We start from the raw sequence: 21,433 nt of genomic DNA, 5'->3' as shown, positions 1-21,433 counted from the left end.
CGCTTCGGCAGACGGATGCTCATGCAGGCCCCAACATTCAGAGCGCTCGCTTACGCGCAAGGCCAGGCGTTCGACGCTGAGTTCACCACGCCACACCTGATCGAGCTGGACGGCGACGACCTCGGCCATGTCCGCCGCGCCCGCATCAACATCCAGCCCCGTGCCCTCAACGTACGCATCGCCCCTGCCCGGACCTGACATCCGGACCCCTGCACCGTGGCCGGGCGGCGGCGGAACCGACAAGTGGAGCCACCTGGGAACGCCCACATGTTCGGGGCGTAACGTCCGAACATGAACACCACAACATCCCGTGCCGATCGCAGCGCAGAAGCCCGATGGGAGAACGAGGGCGGCGCGCAACCACCACCGGCCCACACGAGCGCGTGGCAGGACGAGCTGTCGAGACACTGGCAAACGTACATCCCTTCCGAGGAGACGGTTGCCCGGACAGCGAAGAAGCGGCACCACCGAGACAACCCGCACGGACACGGGCGACGCACCTGGCAACTCTGACCGCACCGGGGCGAGGTGAACACTGACGAGCTCACCAGCTGCTCACGCGCTCTGCCCGCCCCGAGGTGCCGGCGCCATGACGGCGTTCGACCACACCCAGCAGCGGAACGTCTTCCCCTGGACCGTGAACGACACCCCGCACGCCTTCTCCGTCCACCGCTCGACGACGCAGTCGACCTTCGCCGGCTGCGCCCCGAACCGCACCCACGCCCGCGCATGCGGCGGCTTCGGCGCGATCGTCACCGGCTCGTTCGCCAGGTCCAGCTCATCCGGACTCAGGGACTGCAGCGGCCCCGCCGTCGCGACCCACCGGGCCAGGATCTGCTCATCCCGCTCCCGGTCGATCACGTGCGCGTAGCGGCGGTTCGTTCCCATCGTGGCCGGAGACTACGCCGGGCCACCGACGCGGCCCACTGACCGCATTCCTTGATCCGCCGCTAAAGAATCGCCCCGCACAGCCGACTGGCCGTGCGGGGCGATTTCATGCGTCAGCGGCACGCTCACGCCGCGTGAGGAGTCTTCCTCCCCGAGCGCGTGGGGATCGGACGCGCGGGGAGGGCGACGATGCCAGCGCGCTTCCTCCGTTCGCTGACCCGCGTGTAGATCTGGGTCGTGCTGAGCGTCTCGTGCATCATGAGCTCCTGCACCACACGGATGTCGACGTCCTGCTCGACGAGGTCTGTACCGAACGCGTGGCGCAGAGAGTGAGGAGTGAGCAAGGGATCGAGGATGCCCGCCCGGATCTTCGCCTTCGTGATCAGGTTCGTGACCGAGTCGGACCGCATCGGCTTCGACGGGTCCTTGCGCGCCGGGAACCACCACGAGTCCTTCGGCATCGTGTGGGAGAGCTCACGGATCACCGGGTGCAGGGGGAGCCGGCGGAGCTTCGCGCCCTTGCCGAGCGTGCTGATGGTGTCTGTCATCAGGTCGATGTCATGACCGTGCACGCGGGCGATCGAGGAGACCCGGAAGCCCTGGTAGTAGCCGACGAGGATCATCGCCTGGGTGCGTCGGTACGCGCCGGAGTTCAGCATGGCGTCGATCTGCTCGGCGCTGAACGGGCGAGGCTCGCCCTTCGGGACGCGGATGATCGGCAGCCGCGTCGACGGGTTTTCGGAGCGGATGCCCTCTTCGTGGAGGAACGTGTAGAACGCGACGATCGCTCCGCGCTCGGTGCGACGAGTGCCAGCCTTCACGTTCTCTCGGCCGACGTAACGACGAAGCGAGAACACGTCACATTCGACGAGGTTCCCGACCTGCCCGGCTAGGGTCGTCAGGATGCTTCGACGGTTGCGGATCGTCGTGGGGGAGAGGTTCTTGGAGCGCTGGTAGTCCAGGAACATCTCGAGCGCTTCCAGGTCGTGAACGTGCATGGGGACTCCTTCAGGGGACCGCTCGTCGTCGAGCATGATGCTGACGTTAGAGACTCCGAGATATCGGCTTCGAGGACCGCCACGCCCAGAGTCGCAGCTGGATTCTCGTGCGGGTCGTGCCGCGGGCATCAGCGGCAGAATGCGGTAGCGGACCTAGCTGACGGCACGACCGAACAACGGCGTCACCGGAGCCAAGCGCCCGGACTCCACCGTGGATGTCGTCGGTTCGATCCCGGCAGGGCCCACCAGAAGGTCGTTGTTCAAACCAGCGACATCACCGGTTTGAGTTCCAGATTCCGCTGTCCGCCCCTGTTGCCGGACGGCGAGGGTCTGGACGTCCGGGTTGAGGAACACGTTGAACGGAACGCCGGGTTCGCTGTGGATGGTGTCGTCGTCGGTGACGATGAGCTTGTCGAAGAAGGCTTGATTCGCGATCCGGCGTAGCGAGTCGTCGATGCTCATGTAGATGGCGTGCGTGTCGCCTGCGAGGGCGAGGCAGTCGTCCAGATGGGCTTTGGCCTGTCCGTACTCGATGTCGCCGGCGTTGATCTGGGCGTCGAGGACACGGTGTAGGTGTCGGCCGGGTCCGCGAACACACGGGATGCGTGGGCGAGACCCCGCATCGCCGCCGATGCCTCGGCGGCATCGGCGAGCGGGTCGTGGAACGTGGGCATAACGGTTCCTTCCTGACGCGGCGTGTCAGGAAGGTGCGCGCGATGGGCCGGCGAATGTCAGTGCCGGATGCGATGGTGGAGGCGCGCCGGAACGGACGGAGGAAGACATGCTCGGAGCAATCAAGGCCATCCCAGAGACGATCAAGAACTGGCGAGACAACCGGGGCCTGCTGTATCAGCTCGTCACGGGGATCTCCGCAGCACTCGTGCTAACCGCGCTTGTCGGCGGAAAGCGACCATCAGACGCCCTCGCGACGGTCGCCCACGGACTTGGGGTCTCCCCGGTCGCGAACTGGTTCAGCACGAACGCACCGCCGGTGCTGGCCGAGAGCAGCCCAACCGTGCAGTCGATCGCACTGTCAGTTGTCCTGTTGCTCGTGGCTGGCATGGTGATCGTTCCGCTCTGGCGTACCCGTCACGACGACAACCAGATGTTCGGCTATGAGCCGCTCCGCCTTCTCGGCTCACCGGCGGCCTCCACGACCTGGGTCCTGCTGCTCATCGCAGCGCAGCAGGGTGACATCACCTCGACACTCCAGCGCTGGGAACACACGGCTGCGTCGGTGGCGGCATGGACAATCGGCGGGCTGCTCGGGGCCGGTGTGCTGTACCTCCTCGCGAACCGGTACGGATTCGGTGAGTTGGTTAAGTTCCTGTTCTGGCCTGTGGCAGTCGTGGTCTTTCGCGTTGGCTTCGGAGTCTGCGCAACGATCTTTGCGATCGCCCTCGCGGCCATCTCACTGCCACTGTCGATCATCAGTTGGATGAGCGGGCTGGAGTCCGACCACAGCCGCAAAGCCCGCTACGAGATAGAGCGGGAACGCGCCGAACGTGCGCCGCAGCCCACCGGAGCAGTAGTCGTACCGATCCGCGCCGCGTAGCAACTCACACCCGACGGCACAAAGGCAACGCGGCAGCGGTGAACGCGGCAGCTTGCTGGCCAACCAGGAGCCGGGATTCGCAGGAGGCTTGGATGGCGGCCTGTTCGATCGCCGCCACCCCGGCGTCCAGCTCCTCGATGGTGGCCGCGGAGACGGCGATGAGGCCGGTGTAGCGGAGGACGCCGTGGCCAGCGGTGAGGTCGGCTTCCTGTTGGAACACGTCGTGGTACTCCGCGGTCTGGGTGGCGTCTTCGATCTGTCCGAACTTGGCCCGCTGGGCCTGGTCGGAGATGTGCTCGACCTTCCTCATGCGGATGTCGCGGGCCGCTTGGTCGGAGCGCATCGGCGTGCACAGCAACGAGAACGACCGCTGTATCCCCGTCGAGAGGAGCACCGGGGACAGGAAGCCGGGATAGACCAGCGAGCGGGGCCACTCCGAGACCCACAGCACGCCGTGGTGGGCGCAGTCGGTGCGCAGGCGGGTCCAGGTCTCGTTGACCGCGCCCGGGCCGGCGGTGGCGAGGGACTGGCCGAGCTGGCCGTGGCGTTCGAGGGTGGCGGCGATCGCCGGGTCATACGCGGAACGGAGGATCACCAGATCCACGGCCGCCGTCTCCGGAGAACAGCGACCCGGCCCGCAGACGACGCCCATCAGAGGGAGGGGTGTGGTCGTGCATGAGGGCTCCGGCAGTTCGGTGACCGCGGACTCGGGCCCCTCACGGAGCCCATCGGCGGGCTGATCACCAGCCAGGTGCACGACCCCTGCTCAGTCGCCGTCGGTGCCGCGCTGATGACACGTCGAGGCACGCCGACTCCCGGCCGCCGCGCTGACACCTCCGCCTCTCGCTTGGCCCGCCATCGGAGCTGCCACGCGCCTTGCGGGTCGAGGTAGAAGGTCGCGAATCGCTCACGTCGGACTTACGAGCGGAGGCCGTAGCTCGCGATCAGGTCCGGTCGTTGCGACAACTGCGTTTCGAGGCGGCTATCTGCCCAAAGCTCGATGAACGGAAGTTTCCCATCGACGTTGTGCTTCTCGACGATCGCCACCGCGTCGGTGGTGAAGCGACCGCTGGTCGCGATCACCAAAGTCCGAACGACCGGCGGCTCCCAGAGCGACAGCGCGGCCAGGGTATTCGTGATGTCGGCAGGTGCGACAGATTTCGACGTCCAGTGCTTGGCCTGCACGATGACCCGCTCGGTTCGCGTCGTCCCGCCGTCGTCCCTTATGACGCGTTCAGCGGACAGATCGCGGCCCCGATCGGGCGCGCGCGTCTTCATCAACCACTCGACGTTCTGGTAACTGGGGAAGCCGCGCAAAAGGTCAAACAGCAGTCGCTCGAAGCCGTCGTCATCAAGGGAACCCCAATCGAGCCCGATGCTTGCACCACCTGCGGGTTTCGCGGAAGCAGCTACGCCGAGGTCGACCGCTGGCACCGGCAAAGGGTCGGATTCGGAGAGACTCGCGGCCTCAATGTCAGCCCGGACAGACGGCCAATCCATCTCGGCGATGTCGTGCCAATCGTGCCCCTGACTGAAACGGAGATGCCGGTGAAGATCGCCCCATCGTCCCTTTCGGTCAGTGGTGTCGCCGAGCAGCCGCTCGATCTCGCTGATCGACTCCTCCACCGCCTTCGTTCTGAGATCGTCCACTCGATCGGACGAGTCCCGCGCAACGGAATCAGTGATCTGACCAAGGGTCGCGTTGATCGTCGACACGAGATACTCGAGGCGCTCGTGAATCGCCCGGCGACGCGCTTGGGCAAGTTTGAATCTGTACTCGTCGAGCTGTTGGCCCGGCTTCTCCAACTCGTTCATGAGAGCGAAAGCGGGCTCGCCGATCTCGAAGTAATCGATGAAAGACTGCCCCGCCTCGTCAATGTCGGGCAGTTCCTCGGAGACTGTAAACCCGTCGATCGGGGGCAGCCCCGCGAGCAGCGGCGTCCACGCCCGACGCAGATCCTCATACTCCCGATTCGTACCCCGCTGAGGGCTCGACGGGATCATCGGCTCCGCGCGGTCCCAGATCGCTTGGAGCTTGGCAAGGTTTGCCGCGGCGCGATCCATCACCTGTAGCAACTCGTCGAGATTCACCCCACCAGTCTCCCAGCACCCGATTCCGGAGATGCACGTCAGCGTCGACGAGGCGAACTGACGGAGCCACGCAGTGGATGCCGGATGTCGCGGCCGGCCGCACCAGCGGGCATTTCCGGGGCGGAGGTCCCGGGCGTCTGCTGCTCACCTGACTGCCGAAAAGGCGGTGGTCTCGTGACGGTCTCGATGCGGGTGATGAGCGCTGGCGACGGCTACAAGCACCTGCTGCGCACGGTGGCCGCCGCTGATGGGGACCGTTCACTGTCGACGCCGCTGACGAGGTACTACGCCGAAGCGGGCACCCCACCGGGGCAGTGGCTCGGCTCCGGGGTCGCCTCACTCGGCAAAGGTCAGCTCGCGGCCGGGGATCGGGTGTCGGAGGCCCAGCTCGAGCTCGTGATGGGGATGGGTCGTGATCCGATCACCGGCGACCCGCTCGGCCTCGCGTTCCCGGTCCACAAGTTGGTCCCGGAGCGGATCGAAGCCGGATCGCCGATCTCGACCCATCGCTGAGTCCGGGCGCGAAAGGTGAGGCGGTCGCGCGAACTGAGGCTGAGGAGGCCGAGTGTGGGAAGCGTCGTGCGGTGGCGGGGTTCGACTTCACGTTCTCGATCCCGAAGTCGGCCTCGGCGTTGTGGGCGGTGGCCGACGCCGGCACCCAGGAGTTGATCGGGGAGGCGCATCACGCGGGGGTTGCGGAGGTGGTTGCGTTCATGGAGCGCGAGGTTGCGGCCACCCGCACCGGAGCAACCGCGGGCAACGGGGCGGTTGCGCAGGTCGGTGTCGCCGGCTTGGTCGCGACGGCGTTCGATCACTTTGACTCCCGCGCGGGCGATCCCCATCTGCACTCCCATGTCGTGATCAGCAACAAGGTGCAGACCGTGCTGGACGGGAGGTGGCGGAGCTTGGATGGGCGCCCGATGCACTCCGCCGTCGTCGCCTTGTCGGAGCTGCACGAGGCGGTGTTCGCCGACCACATGACCCGCAGCTTCGGCGTCGAGTGGGAGGCCCGCGACATGGGCCGGGACCGGAACCCGGCCTGGTCGATCAGCACCGTGTCGGAGGAGCTGGTGGCCGAATTCTCCACCCGTGCTCGGCACATCGAGGTGGAGAAGGACCGACTGATCGCCGAGCACGTCGACCGGCACGGCGGCCAGCCCTCGACGGCGACGATCATCAAGCTCCGCGCTCAAGCCACCATCGCCGCCCGGCCGGAGAAGAAGGTCCGGTGGCTGTCCGACCTGACCGCCGAGTGGCGCACCCGCGCCGCCGAGGTACTCGGAACCGATGCGACGGCCTGGGCGCGCGAGGTGACCGACAACGACAAGCCGCTGCTGTTGCGCGCTGACGACGTGCCGTCAGACGTGGTCGTGGATCTCGGCCAGAGCGTGGTTGGCGTGATGGGCGAGAAGCGCTCGACGTGGCGGCGGGGGAACCTGATGGCCGAGGGGTCCCGGCAGACGACGGGGTGGCGCTTCGCGTCCATGCAGGATCGGGAAGCGATCGTCACGATGGTGGCCGACGCCGCCGAGGATGTGTCGTTGCGACTGACGCCGCCGGACCTGGCGACCAGCCCGGCCGTGTTCCGCCGCGCGGACGGCACCTCGGTGTTCCGGCCGAAGCACTCGACCGTGTTCTCCTCCGAGGAACTCCTCGCCGCCGAGGACCGGTTGCTCGGCCGCACCCGCACCCCGACCGTGCCCACCGTGTCGGTGGTGACCGTTGAGAAGATCACCACCAAGCCCGAGCGCCAGGGACGGATGCTCGGTTTCGACCAGGCGGACGCGCTGACACGGATCGCGGTCTCCGGGCGGGTGCTCGACGTGCTGGTCGGCCCGGCCGGGAAGACCACCGCGATGTCCGGGTTGCGACGTGCCTGGGAGGCCGAGCACGGCGAGGGCTCTGTGGTCGGGCTGGCACCGTTCGCGGTCGCCGCCCAGGTTCTTGCGGACGATCTCGGGATCGCCACGGAGAGCACGGCGAAGTGGTGGACCAGCCACCTCACCCACGGCATCACGTTCGAGGCGGGGCAGCTCGTGCACCGGTTCACCCAGGAGTGGGGGAAGACCGCCTCCCTCAGCCTGCGGCACGGCCGCACCGAGGTGATCGACACCTACCTCGAACACGACCGCATCCACGAGGGCGAGGCCGAGGCGACGACCGACCCGCCTACACCGCCTGGCGCGCCGACCGTCGCGCCAGTCTCGTGTCGGTGCTGATCGCCGAGGCACGCGAGGACGTCACCGCCCTGAACACTCGCGCCCGCGCGGACCTGATCCTCGACGGCACCCTCACACCGGGCCGCGAGGCCGCCCTGACCGATGGCACCACGGCCGGGGCGTGGGACACGGTCATCACCCGCCGCAACGACCGGGGCCTGCGCAACGGACGGGACTGGGTACGCAACCGTTCCTCGGCTTGCGATCACCGCCGAGCGCACGGCGTCGTTGCTGACTGCGAGTCGGGCGGCGACCCGAGCGAGCGTCAGCCCACCCGCATAGAGCTGGGCAGCGTCCTCTCGGGTCGCGTCCAGCAACTCCGGTCGGCGCGCTCCCAAGCCCGCCTGCCGAGCTATCTCCCGCACGGTGCCGCGGTGCACGTTGAACCGCGTCACGGGCACGCCCTCGGCGCACCCGGCGATCCGAGCGGCTTCCGGGGGTTTGAGAAGCTGCTACGGAGGTCCACCATGCGACCCCTGCTCGGCGATGCCGGCTTCGGTCCCCACCCGTGGCGGTGACCCGATCCGAGGCCTAGGCTCGCGCCATGGGACTTCTGACGTTCTCCCTCAACCTGACGCTCGACGGGTGTGTCGACCACGAGGAGGGGATCGCCGACGACGAGACGCACGCCTACTTCACCGGCCTCATGTCCGAGGCGGGGGCGATGCTCTGGGGTCGGGTCACGTACGAGATGATGGAGGCCTTCTGGCCGGCGGTGGCGCGCGGGGACGAGCCGGCGCCTCCGGCCATGCGCGACTGGGCCGTCGCGCTGGAGACGAAGCCGAAACACGTCGTGTCCTCGACGAGGACGGACTTTCCCTGGACGAACAGTCATCACCTCGCCGGTGACGACCTGCGCGGTGCGGTGCAGAGACTCAAGGACGCGACCCCGGACGGGGTGCTCCTCGGCAGCGGCGCCCTGGCGGTCTCGCTGGACCGCCTGGACCTCATCGACGAGTACCGCTTCCTGATCCACCCCCGGATCGCCGGCCACGGCCCCACCCTCTATGAGCGGGGACTACGGCACACGCGGAATCTCGCTCTGGTGTCCGCGACGCCGCTGCGCAACGGGGCGATCGCCGTGCACTACCGCCGCGGGCAGTGAGGGAGCGGTCAGCGGCCGAGGAAGAAGCCGCCGTTGACGTCGAGATGAGCCCCGGTGATCGCGCGCGCATAGTCGCTTGCGAGGAACAGTGAGGCCGTCGCGCAGTCCTCTTCGCGAGGGATCTCGTTCCGCAGCGGGATCTGCTTCCCGATCTCGTCGGCCAGCGCGTCCGCGGTGATCCCCTGACGCTCCGACTCGGCCTCCAGATACTGACGGACCGGCTCGCCGTCCATCCAGCCGATATAGGTGCTGTTGACGCGGATGCCGAGGGGTCCGAGGTCCTCTGCGAGGTACTGCACGGCGGTGGCGAGCGCGCCCTTGGAGACGGCGTACGCGGATTCGAGCTGATTCACCCGGCGCGTCGCCACGGTGTTGATCATGACGATGCTGCCGTCCGTCTGCCGGGTCATCTGCGGGATCACGGCCTGCGTCATCTGCATCGAACCGTACAGCGTCACTTCCATCGCCTGTCGCCACCCCGCCATCGTCGCCGCGCCCGAGGGCTCCCAGGGGCCATGGAGGTAGGCGGAATTGATGAGCGCGTCGATCCGGCCGAAACGTTCGACGGTCATGTCGGCGAGGGACGTGCACTGGTCGATGTCGGTGATGTCGGTCGTGACCGAGAGAATCTCACAGTCGTGACCGTCGGCACGGATCCGGGCCGCGGCGTCATCCGTTCGAGACCCGACGACGTCCCCGAGGACGACGGCGCCCGCCCCGAGGTCCGCCGCTCGTCGAGCGAGGCGTACGCCCAGCCCAGGGCCGACGCCGGAGACGATGACGATCTTGTCCTTCAACAGCATGGCTTCCTCTTCTCTGCGTATCACGTGCGCTGTACCCGATCTGCCGGTTGCGGGGCGGGCTGCATGACGCTGCGGTCGCCGATCTCCAGCAGCAACGTCATTCTTCGGCGATGGATCCGCCACCCCGCGGGCCGGAGAACCCACTCGTCGTCGTAGTAGCCGACGGCGTCGTAGCGGAGATCCGCCCGATCACCCGCGCCCGCGTGCACGGCGCGGACGTGGATCCTGCTGCGGACACGACTCGGATCGGAGGCGTCGACCTCCAAGTTGCCGAGGAGGTGCTGGGTCGGACCGCACCCGCCCATGTGCAGATCGATCATGCGGCGGAGCTCCTCGACTCCGTGACACACGTAATCGCCGCCATACGTCGAGGTGCAGTCGGACGTGAAGACCTCGTCGAACAGGGCGAGTTCGCGGGTGTCGACCGCGGTGGCATAGCGGATCAGGATCTGGCTGAGCTCGTGCTCGAGCAGGATCTGGTCGATTGTGCTGGGGATGTTCGGCATTGTGTGTTCCTCGTTTCCGTGAGGAGGCGGCTGTCAGACGGCTTCGGGCCGCGCGGCGGTCTCTGCGATGATCGTTCCGAACACGATCCCCTGGCCGATCGTGGCTCCGGCCCCTGGATAGACCTGTCCGAAGACGTTGGCGGCGGTGTTCCCCTGTGCAAAAAGACCGGGAACGACTTCGCCGTCCGGGGTCAGGACCCGTCCGCGGTCATCGGTCTGAATGCCGCCGCACGTGCCGAGATCAGACAGGACTAACCGGACCGCGTAGTATGCCTTGCCTTCCAGGGCGCGAAGATTCGGGTTCGGGGACTGGGTGGGATCGCCGTAGTAGCGGTCGTAAGCGGAGTTGCCGCGTCCGAAGTCGCTGTCGATTCCCGACCGGGCTCCGGCATTGAACCGACTGAGGGTGTTCTGGAAGGTTCGGACGGGGAGTCCGATCGCCTCCGCCAGTCCTTGAGGCGTCGCGGCTCGATGCGCGATCCCGGCACGGTACCAGGACTCGGGTAGCGGCGCACGGGGCGCGATCGCTCCCGCGAACAGGTACCCGTCACGGTAGCGCTGATCGAAGATCAGCCACATGTCACCCACGGGATCCCCGGCGCGTTCGCGGCGTTGCACCTCCTGCCCGAAGACCATGTAGCCCGTCGACTCGTTGACGAATCGCTCCCCGGACGCATCGACGATGAAGGATCCCGGCAACGACCTCTCCGCGAGCAGGACGGCGGGCTGCTTCCCGTCGCCGAGCGGCGCCACCGCTGGGAACCACCACGCTTGATCCATCTGGGCGACAGCGGCGCCGGCTTCCTGGCCGATTCGGATCCCGTCCCCGGTGTTTCCTTCAGCGCCCAGACTCAGATCTGTGGTGAGGGAGGCCAACTGCCTTTCGCGGCGCAACTCGAGCGCGTGATCGAAGCCTCCCGTCGCCAGTACGACGCCGCGCCGTGCACGCACGATGTGCTCTGCGCCGTTCTGCAAGAGGACGGCTCCCGTGACGCGCTCGTCTTCGCGGATGAGGCGGACCAATGATGCCTGCGTCCAGATCGGGATGCCGACCCGCAGCGCTCCGGCGAACAGCCCGCCGGCAAGGGCCTGGCCGCCGGCTGCGTACTCCCGACGCAGCGCCGCGCCGCCGAGTCCCTGGACGAGCCGGCCAAGGGCGCGCGGCAGCGCGCGCAGGGGAGTGCGGGCGACGAGATTCAGCCACTTGTAGTCCGCGCCGGTCACCGGCATCGGGAACGGCGCTTCCATGACCCCCGGCCGCAGCAGCCGACGCGCATCGCCGAGCGACGCGAGATCGAACGGACGCGACTCGACGGATCGCCCACGGGCACTTCCGCCGGGCGTCTCGGGATGATAGTCGGCGTATCCCTTCACCCAGAAGAACCGCAGATCCGTCATCCGCATCAGCATCCTCACGGCTTCCCCGCCGTACTCCAGGAAGCTCCGCCAGCGCGCGGAATCGCCGACGAGGCCGGACAGGTACTCGGCGGCGCGCTCCAGGTCGTCCCCAGCGCCGGACTCCTGAAGAACCGGATTCGCGGGGATCCAGATGGCTCCGCCGGAGCGTGCCGTCGAACCGCCGACGTAGGCGGTCTTCTCGGCGATCGCGACATCGAGTCCTCGTTCGGTGGCGGCCAAGGCGGTTGCGAGTCCCGTTCCCGAGCCGATCACCAGGAGGTCGACCTCCTCCCTGTTGATGTGTACCGGAGGGGGAGTGCTCTTGTCAGACATGCGCGGTCCTTTCCGGTCGAGAGCGTCAGGCGATCTCGCCGCGGTGGAGCGCCTCGGCACGCAGCTTCAGCGCGCGACCGGTGTCGTTGAAGGCGCGGGTCACCCACGGACCCGAGAACCGCATGACATGGATGGCGTTCGGACCCAGGAATGCGTCCGTCGAGCGGTACCGGGTGAGCTCGGGGCCGACGGACTCGAGGATCTGGTCCCGCCGCGCTGCGTACGGCCACTGCTCGGTATACGGCAGCTCCCACGACAGCAGATGGTTCGGTTCCACTGCGCAGACGAACTCGACGCCGGGGAAGAGGGCACCGCCGCCGGTGTAGTCGACCAGGCTCATGTGGACCGGGGCGCCGAGCTCGAGGGTGGACTCGGCGCGGACGCAGAACGGGTTCCATTCGCCGTAGCGCGGCATGTCCACCAGCACCTCCCACACTCGCTCGACGGGAGCGGCGATCTCGAAGAGGTCGGAGGAGACGAGCGTTGCGGTGTCGTACTCGGCGAACGGGTCGAAGGTGGTGTGCGTCGTCGCACTCTGCGCGGTCATGGCGGGATCCTCACTGTTGTCGTCTTTCGGGGATCAGGGGGTCGATGCGGTGAGCCGCTGAGGGTGCCGCGCGGCGACGGTCCTGCGGATGCCCTCACGCCAGTCGACCGTGCACGGGCCGGTGATCGCGAGCCGGCGGGCGTTGTCGGCGATCGAACCCCGGAGCGTGTTGTCGATCGGGGCGACCACGACCTCGGCGGTCGTCCCCATGAGTTCGGCGGCGTACGTGCACCACTCCTGGACGCTCACTGCCTCGTCGCCGCCCCAGTTGACGATGGTCGCGGGAATCGTCGCCGCCTCCAGGAGCGCGGAGGTCTGGGCGTTGATGTCGTCCTCGTAGATCGGACTGTACAGACACGGATCCCAGCGGGTCGTGACGGGCCGGCCCTCGGCGATCGCGTCGACATGATGCGCGGGCAGACCGCCGTTCGGCCCGTACGAGGCGTTCATCCGGGCGATCGTGACCGGAATGCCGAAGGCGCGGGCCGCCAGTCGTGCTGTCGCCTCCTGGCTGATCTTCGACATCGAGTACGTCGGGCTGTGTGTGGCGTTGCAGTCGCCGAGCGGCGACTCCTCGGTGAACACGTAGCGCGGGTCGTCCTGCGGGCGGTACACGGAGTGCGTCGACATGACGAGCGCGCCCCGGGCCGTCCGGCAGTGCTGGAGGAGCAGCCCGGTGCCCTCCGCGTTCGCGCGGATGGCGCCGTCGTAGTCCCAGCCCGGCGCCTGGCTTGCGGCCAGGTGGACGACGTAGGTGACGTCGCTCGGGACTCCGGTGAAGTCCCCGGCTGCGAGATCGCACGCGACCGGGGTGATCCCCGCCTCGCGGACTCGCTCTCGCGCCTGCGGATCGCTGAAGCGCGCGAGCCCCCAGACGTCGTTGTCCGCGGCGAGCATGCGGGCGATCGGGAAGGCGATCTGTCCCGCGACCCCGGTCACCAGGATCTTCTCGCCGCTCAGCATGTCGGCGTCCGGTCGTCGTGCACGGTCACCACAGCTCGTCCGTGTAGATGTCGGTGCCGACGACGGTGGGAAGGAAGGGCGAGGCGAAGGTCACGGTGCCGGCGCCCGACCGCTCGATGTCCGCCGCATAGTCGATGATCTGCGGCCAGCTCCGGACGGGTTCGTCCTCCAGGAAGAGCATCTGCAGGATGCGCTCCGCGGTGCCGCCGTCATTGCCCATCTTCATCGGGACGTCATGGTCGGCGGGCCAGGGCTTCATCCGCCAGCTGCTGATCAGGTCGACGGCGCCCCCGCCGAGCAGGACGGACGCGGGGCCCTTCTCGATCGCCTGGATCGCGTCGGTGCGCGAGACGCCCGCTGCGGGCTCGATCATCAGGACGACGAGACCCCCGTACCGGTGATCGTGCGCGAGCTCCAACGGCACGGAGTCCTCTCCCGCCGACACGGTCGAATCCGGCAGGTACTGTGCGGTGTGGACGTGCGAGCGTTCCGGGAAGCCTCGTCCGGCCGCGTACAGTTCGCCGACCTGCTTCTGCGCCCATGCGTCCGCGACCTCGGCATCCGGCTCGTGCACCCAGTACGTGGCCAGATAGGACCCGTCCTCGACGGCGGTCGCGACTGGTCCTGTCGCGGGGAAGCGGAGGGCCTTGAGCTCCTTCGTGGCCACCCAGCGGCTGCCGGCGAACCACCCGGGACCCACCATGCACCCCGAGTAGCGGTGATCCCTTTCGTACCAGCGGTTGTATGCGACCTCGTGACCTCGGTGGGGATCGACCAGGGTGAACAGCGAGTATCCGAGTCGGACGGGCGTCAGCGTCATGTCTTCCTCCTTCTCAGCGGGTCACGGCGAGGCCGTCGAGCCGGTCGTCGTCGCGCCACTGCCACAGCATGTCGAAGTACTCGTAGCCGGGGCCGTACAGTCCCGCCACCAGCGAGCTTCGCTTGTCGTCGATCCGGCCCTCGTTGTTGTACTGGCCCGGGGTGCAGGTCATGTTCCAGTCCCGGCGCATCTCAGCGTGCTGGGAGATGACCTCGTTCCAGCCGGCCTCCGCGTCCGGGGTCGGCTGGATCGTGCGGATGTCCTCGGTCAGACACTTGTCGATCATGTAGACCATGTGGGTGGCCTGGTGGTCGATGAGGTTCGCGATGTTCGAGACCGCGGTCGACTGGATGAACCCGAGGAAGAACAGGTTCGGGAAACCCTCGCTGAGGAACCCGTGATACGTGCTGACCCCGGTTGCGAACTTCTCCGAGAGGCGGGTGCCCCCGGCACCGATCACGTCGTAGCCGGCGCGGTCGGTCCAGGTGCGGCCGATCTGGAACCCGGTCGCGTAGACGATGAGATCGACCTCGTACTCCCGGTCTCCGACGACGATCCCGGTCTCGGTGATGCGGTCGATCGGCGTCTCCGACGTGTCGACGATGTCGACGGAGTCCCGGTTGAAGGCGGGGAGGAAATCGTCGCTGAACCCGGGCCGCTTGCACATGGTGCGGTAGTAGCTCTTGAGCTTCTCAGCCTTCTCCGGATCCTCGACGATCGCGTCGACGCGGTCACGGAGCATCTCGTTCCACTCGTAGTCCGAGCGCTCCATCGCGTCCATGAACTGCTCGAGAGTGGGATCCGCGCCACCCGCTTCGAAGATCGCGCCGAGCTGGTACTTCGCGAACTTGATCCAGCCGTCGTCCACCTCGCAGTCCGTGGTCGCACGGTCCATGGCGCATTTGTCGAACGTGGCGCGTCGGGCGCGGTGCCATCCCTCAGGCAACGAGCGGAACCACTCCACGTCGGTCGGCGCGTTCTCCCGCGGGGCGATCTGCGTGGGGGTGCGCTGGAAGACGACGAGCGACTGCGCGTACTCGGCGAGCTGCGGGATCGCCTGCACACCGGTGGCCCCGGTGCCGATGATCGCGACCCGCTTGTCGCGAAGCTTCTCGAGATTCCCGGTGATGTCGCCGCCCGTGTATCCGTAGTCCCACCGGCTCGTGTGGAAGCTGTGTCCGGCGAAGGTCTCGATGCCGGGGATCCCGGGCAGCTGCGGGCGGCTGAAGGTCCCGCTCTGCGTCGAGACGAAGCGTGCGCGGAAGACGTCCCCGGCGTCCGTGTGTACCGTCCAGCGGGCCGTGTCCTCCTCCCATTCCATACCCGTGACCTGGGTCTGGAAGAGCGCTCGCTCGTACAGGTCGAACTTCTCGGCCAGTGACTGGCAATAGGCGAAGATCTCACTGCCGCGCACGTACCGCTCGGTGGGCATGTACCCGGTCTCCTCCAGGTAAGGCAGGTAGACGTAGCTCTCGACGTCGCAGCGCACGCCCGGGTAGCGGTTCCAGTACCAGGTGCCTCCGAAGTCGGCGGCGACGTCCAGGATCTTGAAGTCGGTCCTGCCGAGCTTGGTCAGTTCGATGCCGGCACTCATGCCCATGAAGCCCGCCCCGATGATGAGGACGTCCAGGTCCATGGACTCGGGTGGCGCCGTGCGGGTTCCGGTCGCGTGCGGATCGGCATCGAAGACGGCCAGGTCTCCGTCGAAGCCCACCGCCTGATAGGTGTCGGCGCCGGTGTTCGGCAGCCGCTTGTCGCGCTCCTCGGCATACTTCCGGCGGAACCACTCCAGGTCGTCCACCTTGCGTTGCGGCACCCACAGGTGAGGATCGCGCGTCGTGGTCGTGGTCGTGTCGGTGAGGGTCATCATCGTCCTTTGTCCATAGGTGTGGTGCTCGGCCGGGCAGGGCGACTACCAGGGGGCGCCGTCGGGGATGTGCATGATCTCGATGCGGTTGTCGTCCGGGTCGGCGACGAAGACGTACTGGGCCGCTGTGGGGTCGTCCTGTCCGACACGGGTGTCGGGCACCGGGGAACCACCGAATCCGTACAGGTGCTGCGCGGCGGCGTCGATGTCGTCGGCGAAGAACGACAGATGGGTCATCCCGAGGTGATTGCGACGGGTCGGCGGGTGTCCGAACACCCCCGGCTCGCGAAAGCTCAGCAGTTCCAGGCGAAGCCCGTCCTTCTCCAGGAACGTCGACGTGAGACTGCAGGGGGAGTCGACCTCGGGGATCTGCTCGTCGATGTCGTACGCCATGACCTGCGTGAATCCCAGTCCGTCCGCGTAGAAGCGGAGACTCCGGGCGAGGTCGCGGACGCACAGGCCGACATGCGACGTGCGGTACGAGAGGGGTGCGGGGGACATGCGGCGGCTCCTTCGTCGCGGTGGTCTCGATCCGATGGGCGTTCGCTCAGCCGATGGCGACCGGGGTGACCGGGCTCGCCGTGGCGCCGGTGACCTTCAGCGCGCCGAGCGAGAGCAGGAACTCGTAGCAGCGGTCGGCCGCGAGCTCGCTGAGGTTCATGTTCTCGACCAGGTGGATCCCGTGCTCCACGAGCAGGATGATGTGCCCGCCCAGATACACGTTCTCGTCGAAGGGGATCGGTTCGATGGCCGCGTTGTCCGAGCCGACCAGCGCGATGTCCTTCTCCGCCAGGAACCTGGCAGCCTCCCGCCCGATGCCCGGCTGCGGCATCTGCTCGCCCTGGTTCTGCAGGTAGTCCTCCAGCCAGCCAGTGCGGATCAGGACCATGTCGCCCGTCTGAAGCTCGACGCCCTGCGCGTCCAGCGCCTCCTGTAGATCGGCGGCGGTGATGACGTAACCGGCCGGGAGGGGATCTTCTCCCTTGGATGCGGCGACGTCGATGAGTACCCCGCGCCCGGCGATGCCGCCGACCTGGGTGATGTCGCACTTGTCCGCGCCGAGATAGGGGGTCATCCCCTCGGCGGGGAATCCGTTGTAGATCTTTCCGTCCGCGTAGACATGACACAGCGCGTCCATGTGCGTGGAGGTGTGGGAGGGAATGATCAACTGATCCTCGTTCGCACCGACCCCGGGCGCGCCGCCGTTGGCCCGGGCCATCGCCTCGTCGTCGTGGTTGGTCAGGGTGAGCCGCTGCGGGGCGCCTCGGTATTCGAGATTGGGGACGCCCGTCCGTTGGATCGGGATGCTCAGGCCGTACGTCTTCCCGGTCCTGGGTAACTGCAGGGCCGCGAGGACTCGCTCCGGTGTCAGGAGGTTCAGGGCACCGCGCTCATCCGACGCGCCCCAGCGGCCCCAGTTCGACCTGTGTGTGCTCACATCATCCTCCTCGTTGAAGACGGGTGCGATCCGTGACCGCCGAGCTCTGTGCTCGACGACGATCGCATGACGTCGACCGTTCCGGGACGGTGGCAGCGGCGCCGCCGCCCCGAAGATCGATGACGATCGCACCGACTGTAGCCAGTGGCCACGCAAGCGTCAACCCCGCCGCGCGGCGTGTTCGGACTGGCGTGCGATCCTCCATGTTGACGCGACTGTGGCCAATGGCTACAGTCGAGGCGATCGCCCGTTGGCCTGCGTAACTGCTGCCCGCGCTCCACGACGGGCAGGCCCGAAGGAGGACCCCATGGCTGAGCCGGCACGGATCGCACCGGCGGAGCTGCGCATCGTCGACGTCATCGAGGAGACGGCGGACGCGCGCTCGCTCGTCTTCGGCGTTCCTCCCGAACTGTCGAGCGTGTTTGACTACCGCCCGGGACAGTTCCTCACGCTGCGCATCCCCAGCGAACGCACCGGGGCGGTCGCCCGCTCCTACTCGCTCTCCAGCACGCCTGGCATCGACCCGCATCTCAAGGTCACCGTAAAACGGACCGACGGCGGATACGCATCGAACTGGCTGTGCGACAGCATCAGGGTCGGGGACCTGCTCACCGTTCTTCCGCCGTCGGGATCCTTCGTGCTGAGGAGACTCGACGCGGACCTCCTGCTCTTCGCCGGCGGCAGCGGCATCACCCCGGTGATCTCGATCCTGAAGGCGGCGCTTCGCGACGGCACGGGGCGCATTCGGCTCGTGTACGCGAATCGGGATCGGGACTCAGTGATCTTCCGTGCCGAGTTGAACGCTCTGGTGGAGAAGCATCCCGACCGGCTGAGCATGCTGCACTGGTACGACGACGAGCACGGCTATCCGGACGTCCCGCGGGTCGCGGACGCCGCGGCAGGCCATCCCGACGCGGATGCGTATCTGTGCGGGCCGCCGCCTTTCATGCGCACCGTCGCAGACGGTCTCCGTCACGCCGGGTTCGGCGCCGAACGGATCCACCGCGAGGTGTTCTCCTCGCTCTCCGGCAACCCGTTCGACGAGGTGGCGCCCGTGCCGGAGGAGCCAGCCGACCAGGACGCCGGACCCGCGGGCGCTGCGAAGGGTGTCGTCCATCTCGACGGAGAGACCCACGAGGTCGCCTGGCCGCGCGATCGCACGCTGGTGGACGTGCTGCTGGCCCGCGGGATCGACGTGCCGTACTCGTGCCGCTCGGGAGAGTGCGGTTCCTGTGCATGCCGGCTCGTCTCCGGGGAGGTGTCCATGGCTCCGACCGAGGCGATGGACCAGGAGGACATCGACGAGGGATACCTCCTCGGCTGCCAGACGCGACCGGCCTCGGACGAGGTCGAGATCGCCTTCTGACGCGGGGCGCGGCGGGCCGCGCATCGGCGAAGAGCAAGGAGAAGGCGATGGACCTCAGAGAGCTCGTTTCTCGGGAGCACACGGCCGTCGTGCTCATGGAGATGCAGCGCGGGGTGGTCGGCGACCTCGCCGGTCCGCTTCTCGCTCCGCTGGTCGATGCCGCGCGCGGGCGAGGGATCGTCGCCGCGCTCGGCGAGGTCGTCCGGGCGGCGCGAGAAGTCGACGTGCCGGTGGTCCATGCCGTGGTCCGCTTCCGGGGGGACGGCGTCGGCACTCCGATCAACACGCCGACGCTGACTCGGCTGCAGCGGAGCGATCCGGATCGGCTGCGCGAGGGGGCGGCGGACACCGATGTCCTCCCCGAGTTGATGCCGCGACCCGACGATGTCCTCTCCTGGCGGCGTCACGGGATGTCGGCGTTCACCGGAACCGATCTCGACACCGCCCTGCGCTCGCTGGGCGTGCGCACGGTGCTCCTCGGCGGCGTCTCGCTCAACGTCGGCGTGATCGGGACGGCGATCGAAGCCGTGAACCTCGGATACCGGGTCGCCGTGGTCCGAGACGGGGTGGTCGGAGTCCCGCTCGAGTACGGCGACGACGTGCTGCGGCACTCGCTGCGGGCGCTCGGGGCCCAACCGACCGCCGCCGAGATCGTGGAGGCGTGGGCGGACTGACGCTGCGCGCTGTCCGCCGGGGCGGACGGCCCGGCGGACAGCGCGCGCTCACCCGATGGTGGTGCGCGCGAGGACGTCCGCGACGATGCGGACGGCCTGAGCGGACTCCGCGCGGGCCGGATCGACCGTCGGCCAGGCGTGCGGGAGGTCCGCGAAGACCTCCGCCCGCACGGGCACCCCCGCGCGGGCGAGTTCTGCGGACATCGCGAGCGTGTCGTCGAGGAGGCACTCCGAGGAACTGGCGAGGAGGAGCGCCGGAGGGAACCCGCGGAGATCGCCGAGGACAGGCGACGCCAAAGGATCGTCGTCCGGCCAGCCCTGCAGGTACTGCGCCGCCGCCGTGCGGGCGTCTGCGTGCCCGAACAGGGGATCGGTGTCGGCGCGGGTGCGATAGCTCTCGGCGGTGCAGCGGAGATCCACCCATCCGGAGAGCAGGACGAGCGCGCGGGGGCGGGGGAGCCCGAGCGCGGCCCCGGCGGCGGCGAGCGCGGCGGCCAGCCCGCCCCCGGCGGAGTCGCCGACGAGAGCGGGCGGCGTCGGCGACGATCTCGCGAGCGCGCGGTAGACGTGGATCGCGTCGTGCAGGGCTGCGGGATACGGGTGCTCGGGGGCGAGGCGGTAGTCTACCGCGACCACACGCTCGCCGCTGGCGAGCGCGAGCTGTTCCGCGAAGGCCCGGAACAGCTCGGGGGACCCGAGGCGGTAGCCTCCGCCGTGGAAGTAGACGGTGGTCGGCTGCGGGCCGTCGTCCGGTCGTCGCTGCGCGGAACTGCTCAGGCAGCGCACGCCGCCGATCCGGACTTCGGCGGTCTCGACACCGGGGAACGGAGGGACCTCCGGCGCGGAGGCGATCCGCTGACGTCTCTCCAGGAGGCTCTGCGGAGTGGCGAGGGTGCCGGGACGCTCGGCGGGGATCGCGGCGCTCATGACAGCAGGCTCTCGAAAGGGTCGATGATGCTGACGCCGCCGTCGACGGCGATCGTCTGGCCGGTGACGTAGGCGGAGAGGTCGCTCGTGAGGAAGAGCGCGGCGGAAGCGACGTCGGAGGGGGAGCCGTTGCGCTTCAGGGGCGCGACCGCGGCGGCGCGCTCGCGCAGGGCGTCCGTGCCGGCGGCGAGGATCCTCGGGGTGAGGATGGAACCCGGCGCGATCGCGTTGGCGCGGACGCCGCGAGGGCCGAGCTCGCTGGCGAGCGTCTTCACGAGCGACACCAGCCCCGCCTTCGCCGCCCCGTAGGCGGCATGGTGCACGGAGGCGGTCAGGCCGTGCAGCGACGAGATGAAGGTCATCGTCCCCGCCGTTCCCGTCTCGATCATGTGCCGACCGATGTGCCGACTGAGCAGATGCGCGTGGCGGAGGCAGATCGAGAACTGCGCGTCCCACGTCTGCGGATCCATATCCAGTACCGCGGCCCATTCCGCCATGCCGACGATGTCGACGAAGCCGCTGAGCGGGCCGTCCAGGAGTCCGACGGCGTCATGGACGAGCCGGGCGACCTCGTCGTCCTGCGTGACGTCCCCGGACCAGGGGACCCCCTCGACCTCCATGGCGACCTGCCTGGCTCGATCTGCGTCGATGTCTGCGCAGACGACGCGGGCCCCGCTCTGGGCGAGGGCATGGCTGGTCTCTCGTCCCATGCCCTGGCCGGCGCCGACGACGACGATCGCTCGCCCGTCGAGCCGCAGTCGTTCCGGATAGGTCTTCGTGGGGGGATCTGTGCGCGTCATCGTGGCCTTCCTCGATCGTGACCCGGGGCGGCGGCGCCTCAGGTTGACGCAAGTGTAGCCACTGGCTACAGTGATTGCAGTCACCACGGCGGGTGACCGCGCGAGGCCTCATGGAGGAGGTCTGGCGAAGGACCG

At 68.2% G+C, this 21,433-nt stretch carries 19 protein-coding genes and 3 pseudogenes; 6 read left to right on the top strand and 16 right to left on the bottom strand.

What is annotated here, in order from left to right; translation table 11 throughout:
• A pseudogene (locus V6R91_RS18430) lies at nt 1-198 on the top strand (transcriptional regulator); the annotation flags it as partial.
• 357 nt (nt 199-555) lie between these two features.
• On the opposite strand, the gene V6R91_RS18425 reads toward V6R91_RS18430, so the two are convergent.
• The 3 genes from V6R91_RS18425 to V6R91_RS18415 all read right to left on the bottom strand — a co-directional run bounded on the left by V6R91_RS18425 (nt 556) and on the right by V6R91_RS18415 (nt 2,348).
• Nucleotides 556-888 carry a hypothetical protein gene (locus V6R91_RS18425; RefSeq protein ID WP_336396360.1) on the bottom strand — a complete coding sequence of 111 codons (333 nt, stop codon included), beginning with the start codon at nt 886-888 and terminating at the stop codon, nt 556-558.
• Nucleotides 889-1,013: 125 nt separating this feature from the next.
• A complete protein-coding gene (locus V6R91_RS18420) occupies nt 1,014-1,886 on the bottom strand; it encodes a tyrosine-type recombinase/integrase (protein WP_336396359.1) in 873 nt (290 codons plus the stop codon).
• 153 nt (nt 1,887-2,039) lie between these two features.
• Nucleotides 2,040-2,348: a hypothetical protein gene (locus V6R91_RS18415; RefSeq protein ID WP_336396358.1), complete on the bottom strand. Its 309-nt coding sequence runs from the start codon at nt 2,346-2,348 to the stop codon at nt 2,040-2,042.
• Nucleotides 2,349-2,667: 319 nt separating this feature from the next.
• Between V6R91_RS18415 and V6R91_RS18410 the strand changes: the two genes are divergently transcribed.
• On the top strand, nt 2,668-3,441 hold the full coding sequence (locus tag V6R91_RS18410; protein ID WP_336396357.1) for a hypothetical protein: 774 nt from the start codon (nt 2,668-2,670) through the stop codon (nt 3,439-3,441).
• Nucleotides 3,442-3,445: 4 nt separating this feature from the next.
• Here V6R91_RS18410 and V6R91_RS18405 read toward each other — a convergent pair.
• A pseudogene (locus V6R91_RS18405) lies at nt 3,446-4,054 on the bottom strand (SCO6880 family protein); the annotation flags it as partial.
• Between the two features lie 305 nt (nt 4,055-4,359).
• On the bottom strand, nt 4,360-5,532 hold the full coding sequence (locus V6R91_RS18400) for a restriction endonuclease (RefSeq protein ID WP_336396355.1): 1,173 nt from the start codon (nt 5,530-5,532) through the stop codon (nt 4,360-4,362).
• Between the two features lie 186 nt (nt 5,533-5,718).
• On the opposite strand from V6R91_RS18400, the pseudogene mobF reads away from it, so the two are divergent.
• Together mobF and V6R91_RS18390 are read left to right on the top strand one after the other, a co-directional pair.
• Nucleotides 5,719-7,939, top strand: a pseudogene (gene mobF, locus V6R91_RS18395) (MobF family relaxase); the annotation flags it as partial.
• Nucleotides 7,940-8,295: 356 nt separating this feature from the next.
• Entirely contained in the window at nt 8,296-8,856 is a 561-nt protein-coding gene (locus tag V6R91_RS18390) for a dihydrofolate reductase family protein (RefSeq protein ID WP_336396354.1), read from the top strand.
• 8 nt (nt 8,857-8,864) lie between these two features.
• Here the strand turns inward: V6R91_RS18390 and V6R91_RS18385 are convergent, their stop codons facing one another.
• The 9 genes from V6R91_RS18385 to V6R91_RS18345 are packed head-to-tail and all read right to left on the bottom strand — an operon-like array spanning nt 8,865 to nt 17,531.
• Complete coding sequence (locus V6R91_RS18385; RefSeq protein ID WP_336396353.1) at nt 8,865-9,659, bottom strand: SDR family oxidoreductase; 795 nt, start codon at nt 9,657-9,659, stop codon at nt 8,865-8,867.
• Between the two features lie 20 nt (nt 9,660-9,679).
• The gene (locus V6R91_RS18380; RefSeq protein ID WP_271060883.1) at nt 9,680-10,165 is read right to left on the bottom strand and encodes a nuclear transport factor 2 family protein; all 486 of its coding nucleotides are present in this window, start codon (nt 10,163-10,165) and stop codon (nt 9,680-9,682) included.
• Nucleotides 10,166-10,198: 33 nt separating this feature from the next.
• Entirely contained in the window at nt 10,199-11,896 is a 1,698-nt protein-coding gene (locus V6R91_RS18375; protein ID WP_271060882.1) for a 3-ketosteroid-delta-1-dehydrogenase, read from the bottom strand.
• 25 nt (nt 11,897-11,921) lie between these two features.
• The gene (locus V6R91_RS18370; protein ID WP_336396352.1) at nt 11,922-12,443 is read right to left on the bottom strand and encodes an SRPBCC domain-containing protein; all 522 of its coding nucleotides are present in this window, start codon (nt 12,441-12,443) and stop codon (nt 11,922-11,924) included.
• Between the two features lie 33 nt (nt 12,444-12,476).
• The gene (locus V6R91_RS18365) at nt 12,477-13,382 is read right to left on the bottom strand and encodes an NAD-dependent epimerase/dehydratase family protein (RefSeq protein WP_336396351.1); all 906 of its coding nucleotides are present in this window, start codon (nt 13,380-13,382) and stop codon (nt 12,477-12,479) included.
• 49 nt (nt 13,383-13,431) lie between these two features.
• The gene (locus tag V6R91_RS18360) at nt 13,432-14,226 is read right to left on the bottom strand and encodes a hypothetical protein (protein ID WP_336396350.1); all 795 of its coding nucleotides are present in this window, start codon (nt 14,224-14,226) and stop codon (nt 13,432-13,434) included.
• A 13-nt stretch (nt 14,227-14,239) separates the two neighbouring features.
• Nucleotides 14,240-16,093: a flavin-containing monooxygenase gene (locus tag V6R91_RS18355; protein WP_336396349.1), complete on the bottom strand. Its 1,854-nt coding sequence runs from the start codon at nt 16,091-16,093 to the stop codon at nt 14,240-14,242.
• 45 nt (nt 16,094-16,138) lie between these two features.
• A complete protein-coding gene (locus V6R91_RS18350; RefSeq protein ID WP_271060877.1) occupies nt 16,139-16,594 on the bottom strand; it encodes a VOC family protein in 456 nt (151 codons plus the stop codon).
• A gap of 46 nt (nt 16,595-16,640) precedes the next feature.
• Nucleotides 16,641-17,531 (bottom strand): cyclase family protein, encoded by an 891-nt coding sequence (locus V6R91_RS18345; RefSeq protein ID WP_336396348.1) that lies wholly within the window; start codon nt 17,529-17,531, stop codon nt 16,641-16,643.
• 307 nt (nt 17,532-17,838) lie between these two features.
• Here V6R91_RS18345 and V6R91_RS18340 point away from each other — a divergent pair, with 307 nt between their 5' ends.
• Together V6R91_RS18340 and V6R91_RS18335 are read left to right on the top strand one after the other, a co-directional pair.
• Nucleotides 17,839-18,897, top strand: coding sequence for a ferredoxin--NADP reductase (locus V6R91_RS18340; protein ID WP_336396347.1), 1,059 nt, complete (start codon nt 17,839-17,841; stop codon nt 18,895-18,897).
• A 47-nt stretch (nt 18,898-18,944) separates the two neighbouring features.
• The gene (locus V6R91_RS18335; RefSeq protein ID WP_336396346.1) at nt 18,945-19,571 is read left to right on the top strand and encodes a cysteine hydrolase; all 627 of its coding nucleotides are present in this window, start codon (nt 18,945-18,947) and stop codon (nt 19,569-19,571) included.
• Nucleotides 19,572-19,619: 48 nt separating this feature from the next.
• On the opposite strand, the gene V6R91_RS18330 is transcribed toward V6R91_RS18335, so the two are convergent.
• On the bottom strand, nt 19,620-20,498 hold the full coding sequence (locus V6R91_RS18330) for an alpha/beta hydrolase (RefSeq protein WP_336396345.1): 879 nt from the start codon (nt 20,496-20,498) through the stop codon (nt 19,620-19,622).
• Entirely contained in the window at nt 20,495-21,298 is an 804-nt protein-coding gene (locus V6R91_RS18325) for an SDR family NAD(P)-dependent oxidoreductase (protein ID WP_336396344.1), read from the bottom strand. Before V6R91_RS18325 ends, V6R91_RS18330 begins: the two co-directional genes overlap by 4 nt.
• Nucleotides 21,299-21,433: the final 135 nt, after the last annotated feature.

This window comes from Microbacterium sp. CCNWLW41, assembly GCF_037083505.1.
Note: the sequence above shows the minus strand (reverse complement) of the source record. Positions and strands in the feature narration are given on the sequence as shown.

What these genes read in the sequence shown, in the direction of transcription:
- V6R91_RS18410 (WP_336396357.1), top strand. Translation starts at nt 2,668, where the DNA reads ATGCTCGGAGCAATCAAGGCCATCCCAGAGACGATCAAGAACTGGCGA.
- V6R91_RS18325 (WP_336396344.1), bottom strand. Translation starts at nt 21,298, where the DNA reads ATGACGCGCACAGATCCCCCCACGAAGACCTATCCGGAACGACTGCGG.
- V6R91_RS18420 (WP_336396359.1), bottom strand. Translation starts at nt 1,886, where the DNA reads ATGCACGTTCACGACCTGGAAGCGCTCGAGATGTTCCTGGACTACCAG.
- V6R91_RS18350 (WP_271060877.1), bottom strand. Translation starts at nt 16,594, where the DNA reads ATGTCCCCCGCACCCCTCTCGTACCGCACGTCGCATGTCGGCCTGTGC.
- V6R91_RS18390 (WP_336396354.1), top strand. Translation starts at nt 8,296, where the DNA reads ATGGGACTTCTGACGTTCTCCCTCAACCTGACGCTCGACGGGTGTGTC.
- V6R91_RS18340 (WP_336396347.1), top strand. Translation starts at nt 17,839, where the DNA reads ATGGCTGAGCCGGCACGGATCGCACCGGCGGAGCTGCGCATCGTCGAC.
- V6R91_RS18425 (WP_336396360.1), bottom strand. Translation starts at nt 888, where the DNA reads ATGGGAACGAACCGCCGCTACGCGCACGTGATCGACCGGGAGCGGGAT.
- V6R91_RS18385 (WP_336396353.1), bottom strand. Translation starts at nt 9,659, where the DNA reads ATGCTGTTGAAGGACAAGATCGTCATCGTCTCCGGCGTCGGCCCTGGG.
- V6R91_RS18330 (WP_336396345.1), bottom strand. Translation starts at nt 20,498, where the DNA reads ATGAGCGCCGCGATCCCCGCCGAGCGTCCCGGCACCCTCGCCACTCCG.
- V6R91_RS18380 (WP_271060883.1), bottom strand. Translation starts at nt 10,165, where the DNA reads ATGCCGAACATCCCCAGCACAATCGACCAGATCCTGCTCGAGCACGAG.
- V6R91_RS18370 (WP_336396352.1), bottom strand. Translation starts at nt 12,443, where the DNA reads ATGACCGCGCAGAGTGCGACGACGCACACCACCTTCGACCCGTTCGCC.
- V6R91_RS18415 (WP_336396358.1), bottom strand. Translation starts at nt 2,348, where the DNA reads ATGAGCATCGACGACTCGCTACGCCGGATCGCGAATCAAGCCTTCTTC.
- V6R91_RS18360 (WP_336396350.1), bottom strand. Translation starts at nt 14,226, where the DNA reads ATGACGCTGACGCCCGTCCGACTCGGATACTCGCTGTTCACCCTGGTC.
- V6R91_RS18355 (WP_336396349.1), bottom strand. Translation starts at nt 16,093, where the DNA reads ATGACCCTCACCGACACGACCACGACCACGACGCGCGATCCTCACCTG.
- V6R91_RS18335 (WP_336396346.1), top strand. Translation starts at nt 18,945, where the DNA reads ATGGACCTCAGAGAGCTCGTTTCTCGGGAGCACACGGCCGTCGTGCTC.
- V6R91_RS18375 (WP_271060882.1), bottom strand. Translation starts at nt 11,896, where the DNA reads ATGTCTGACAAGAGCACTCCCCCTCCGGTACACATCAACAGGGAGGAG.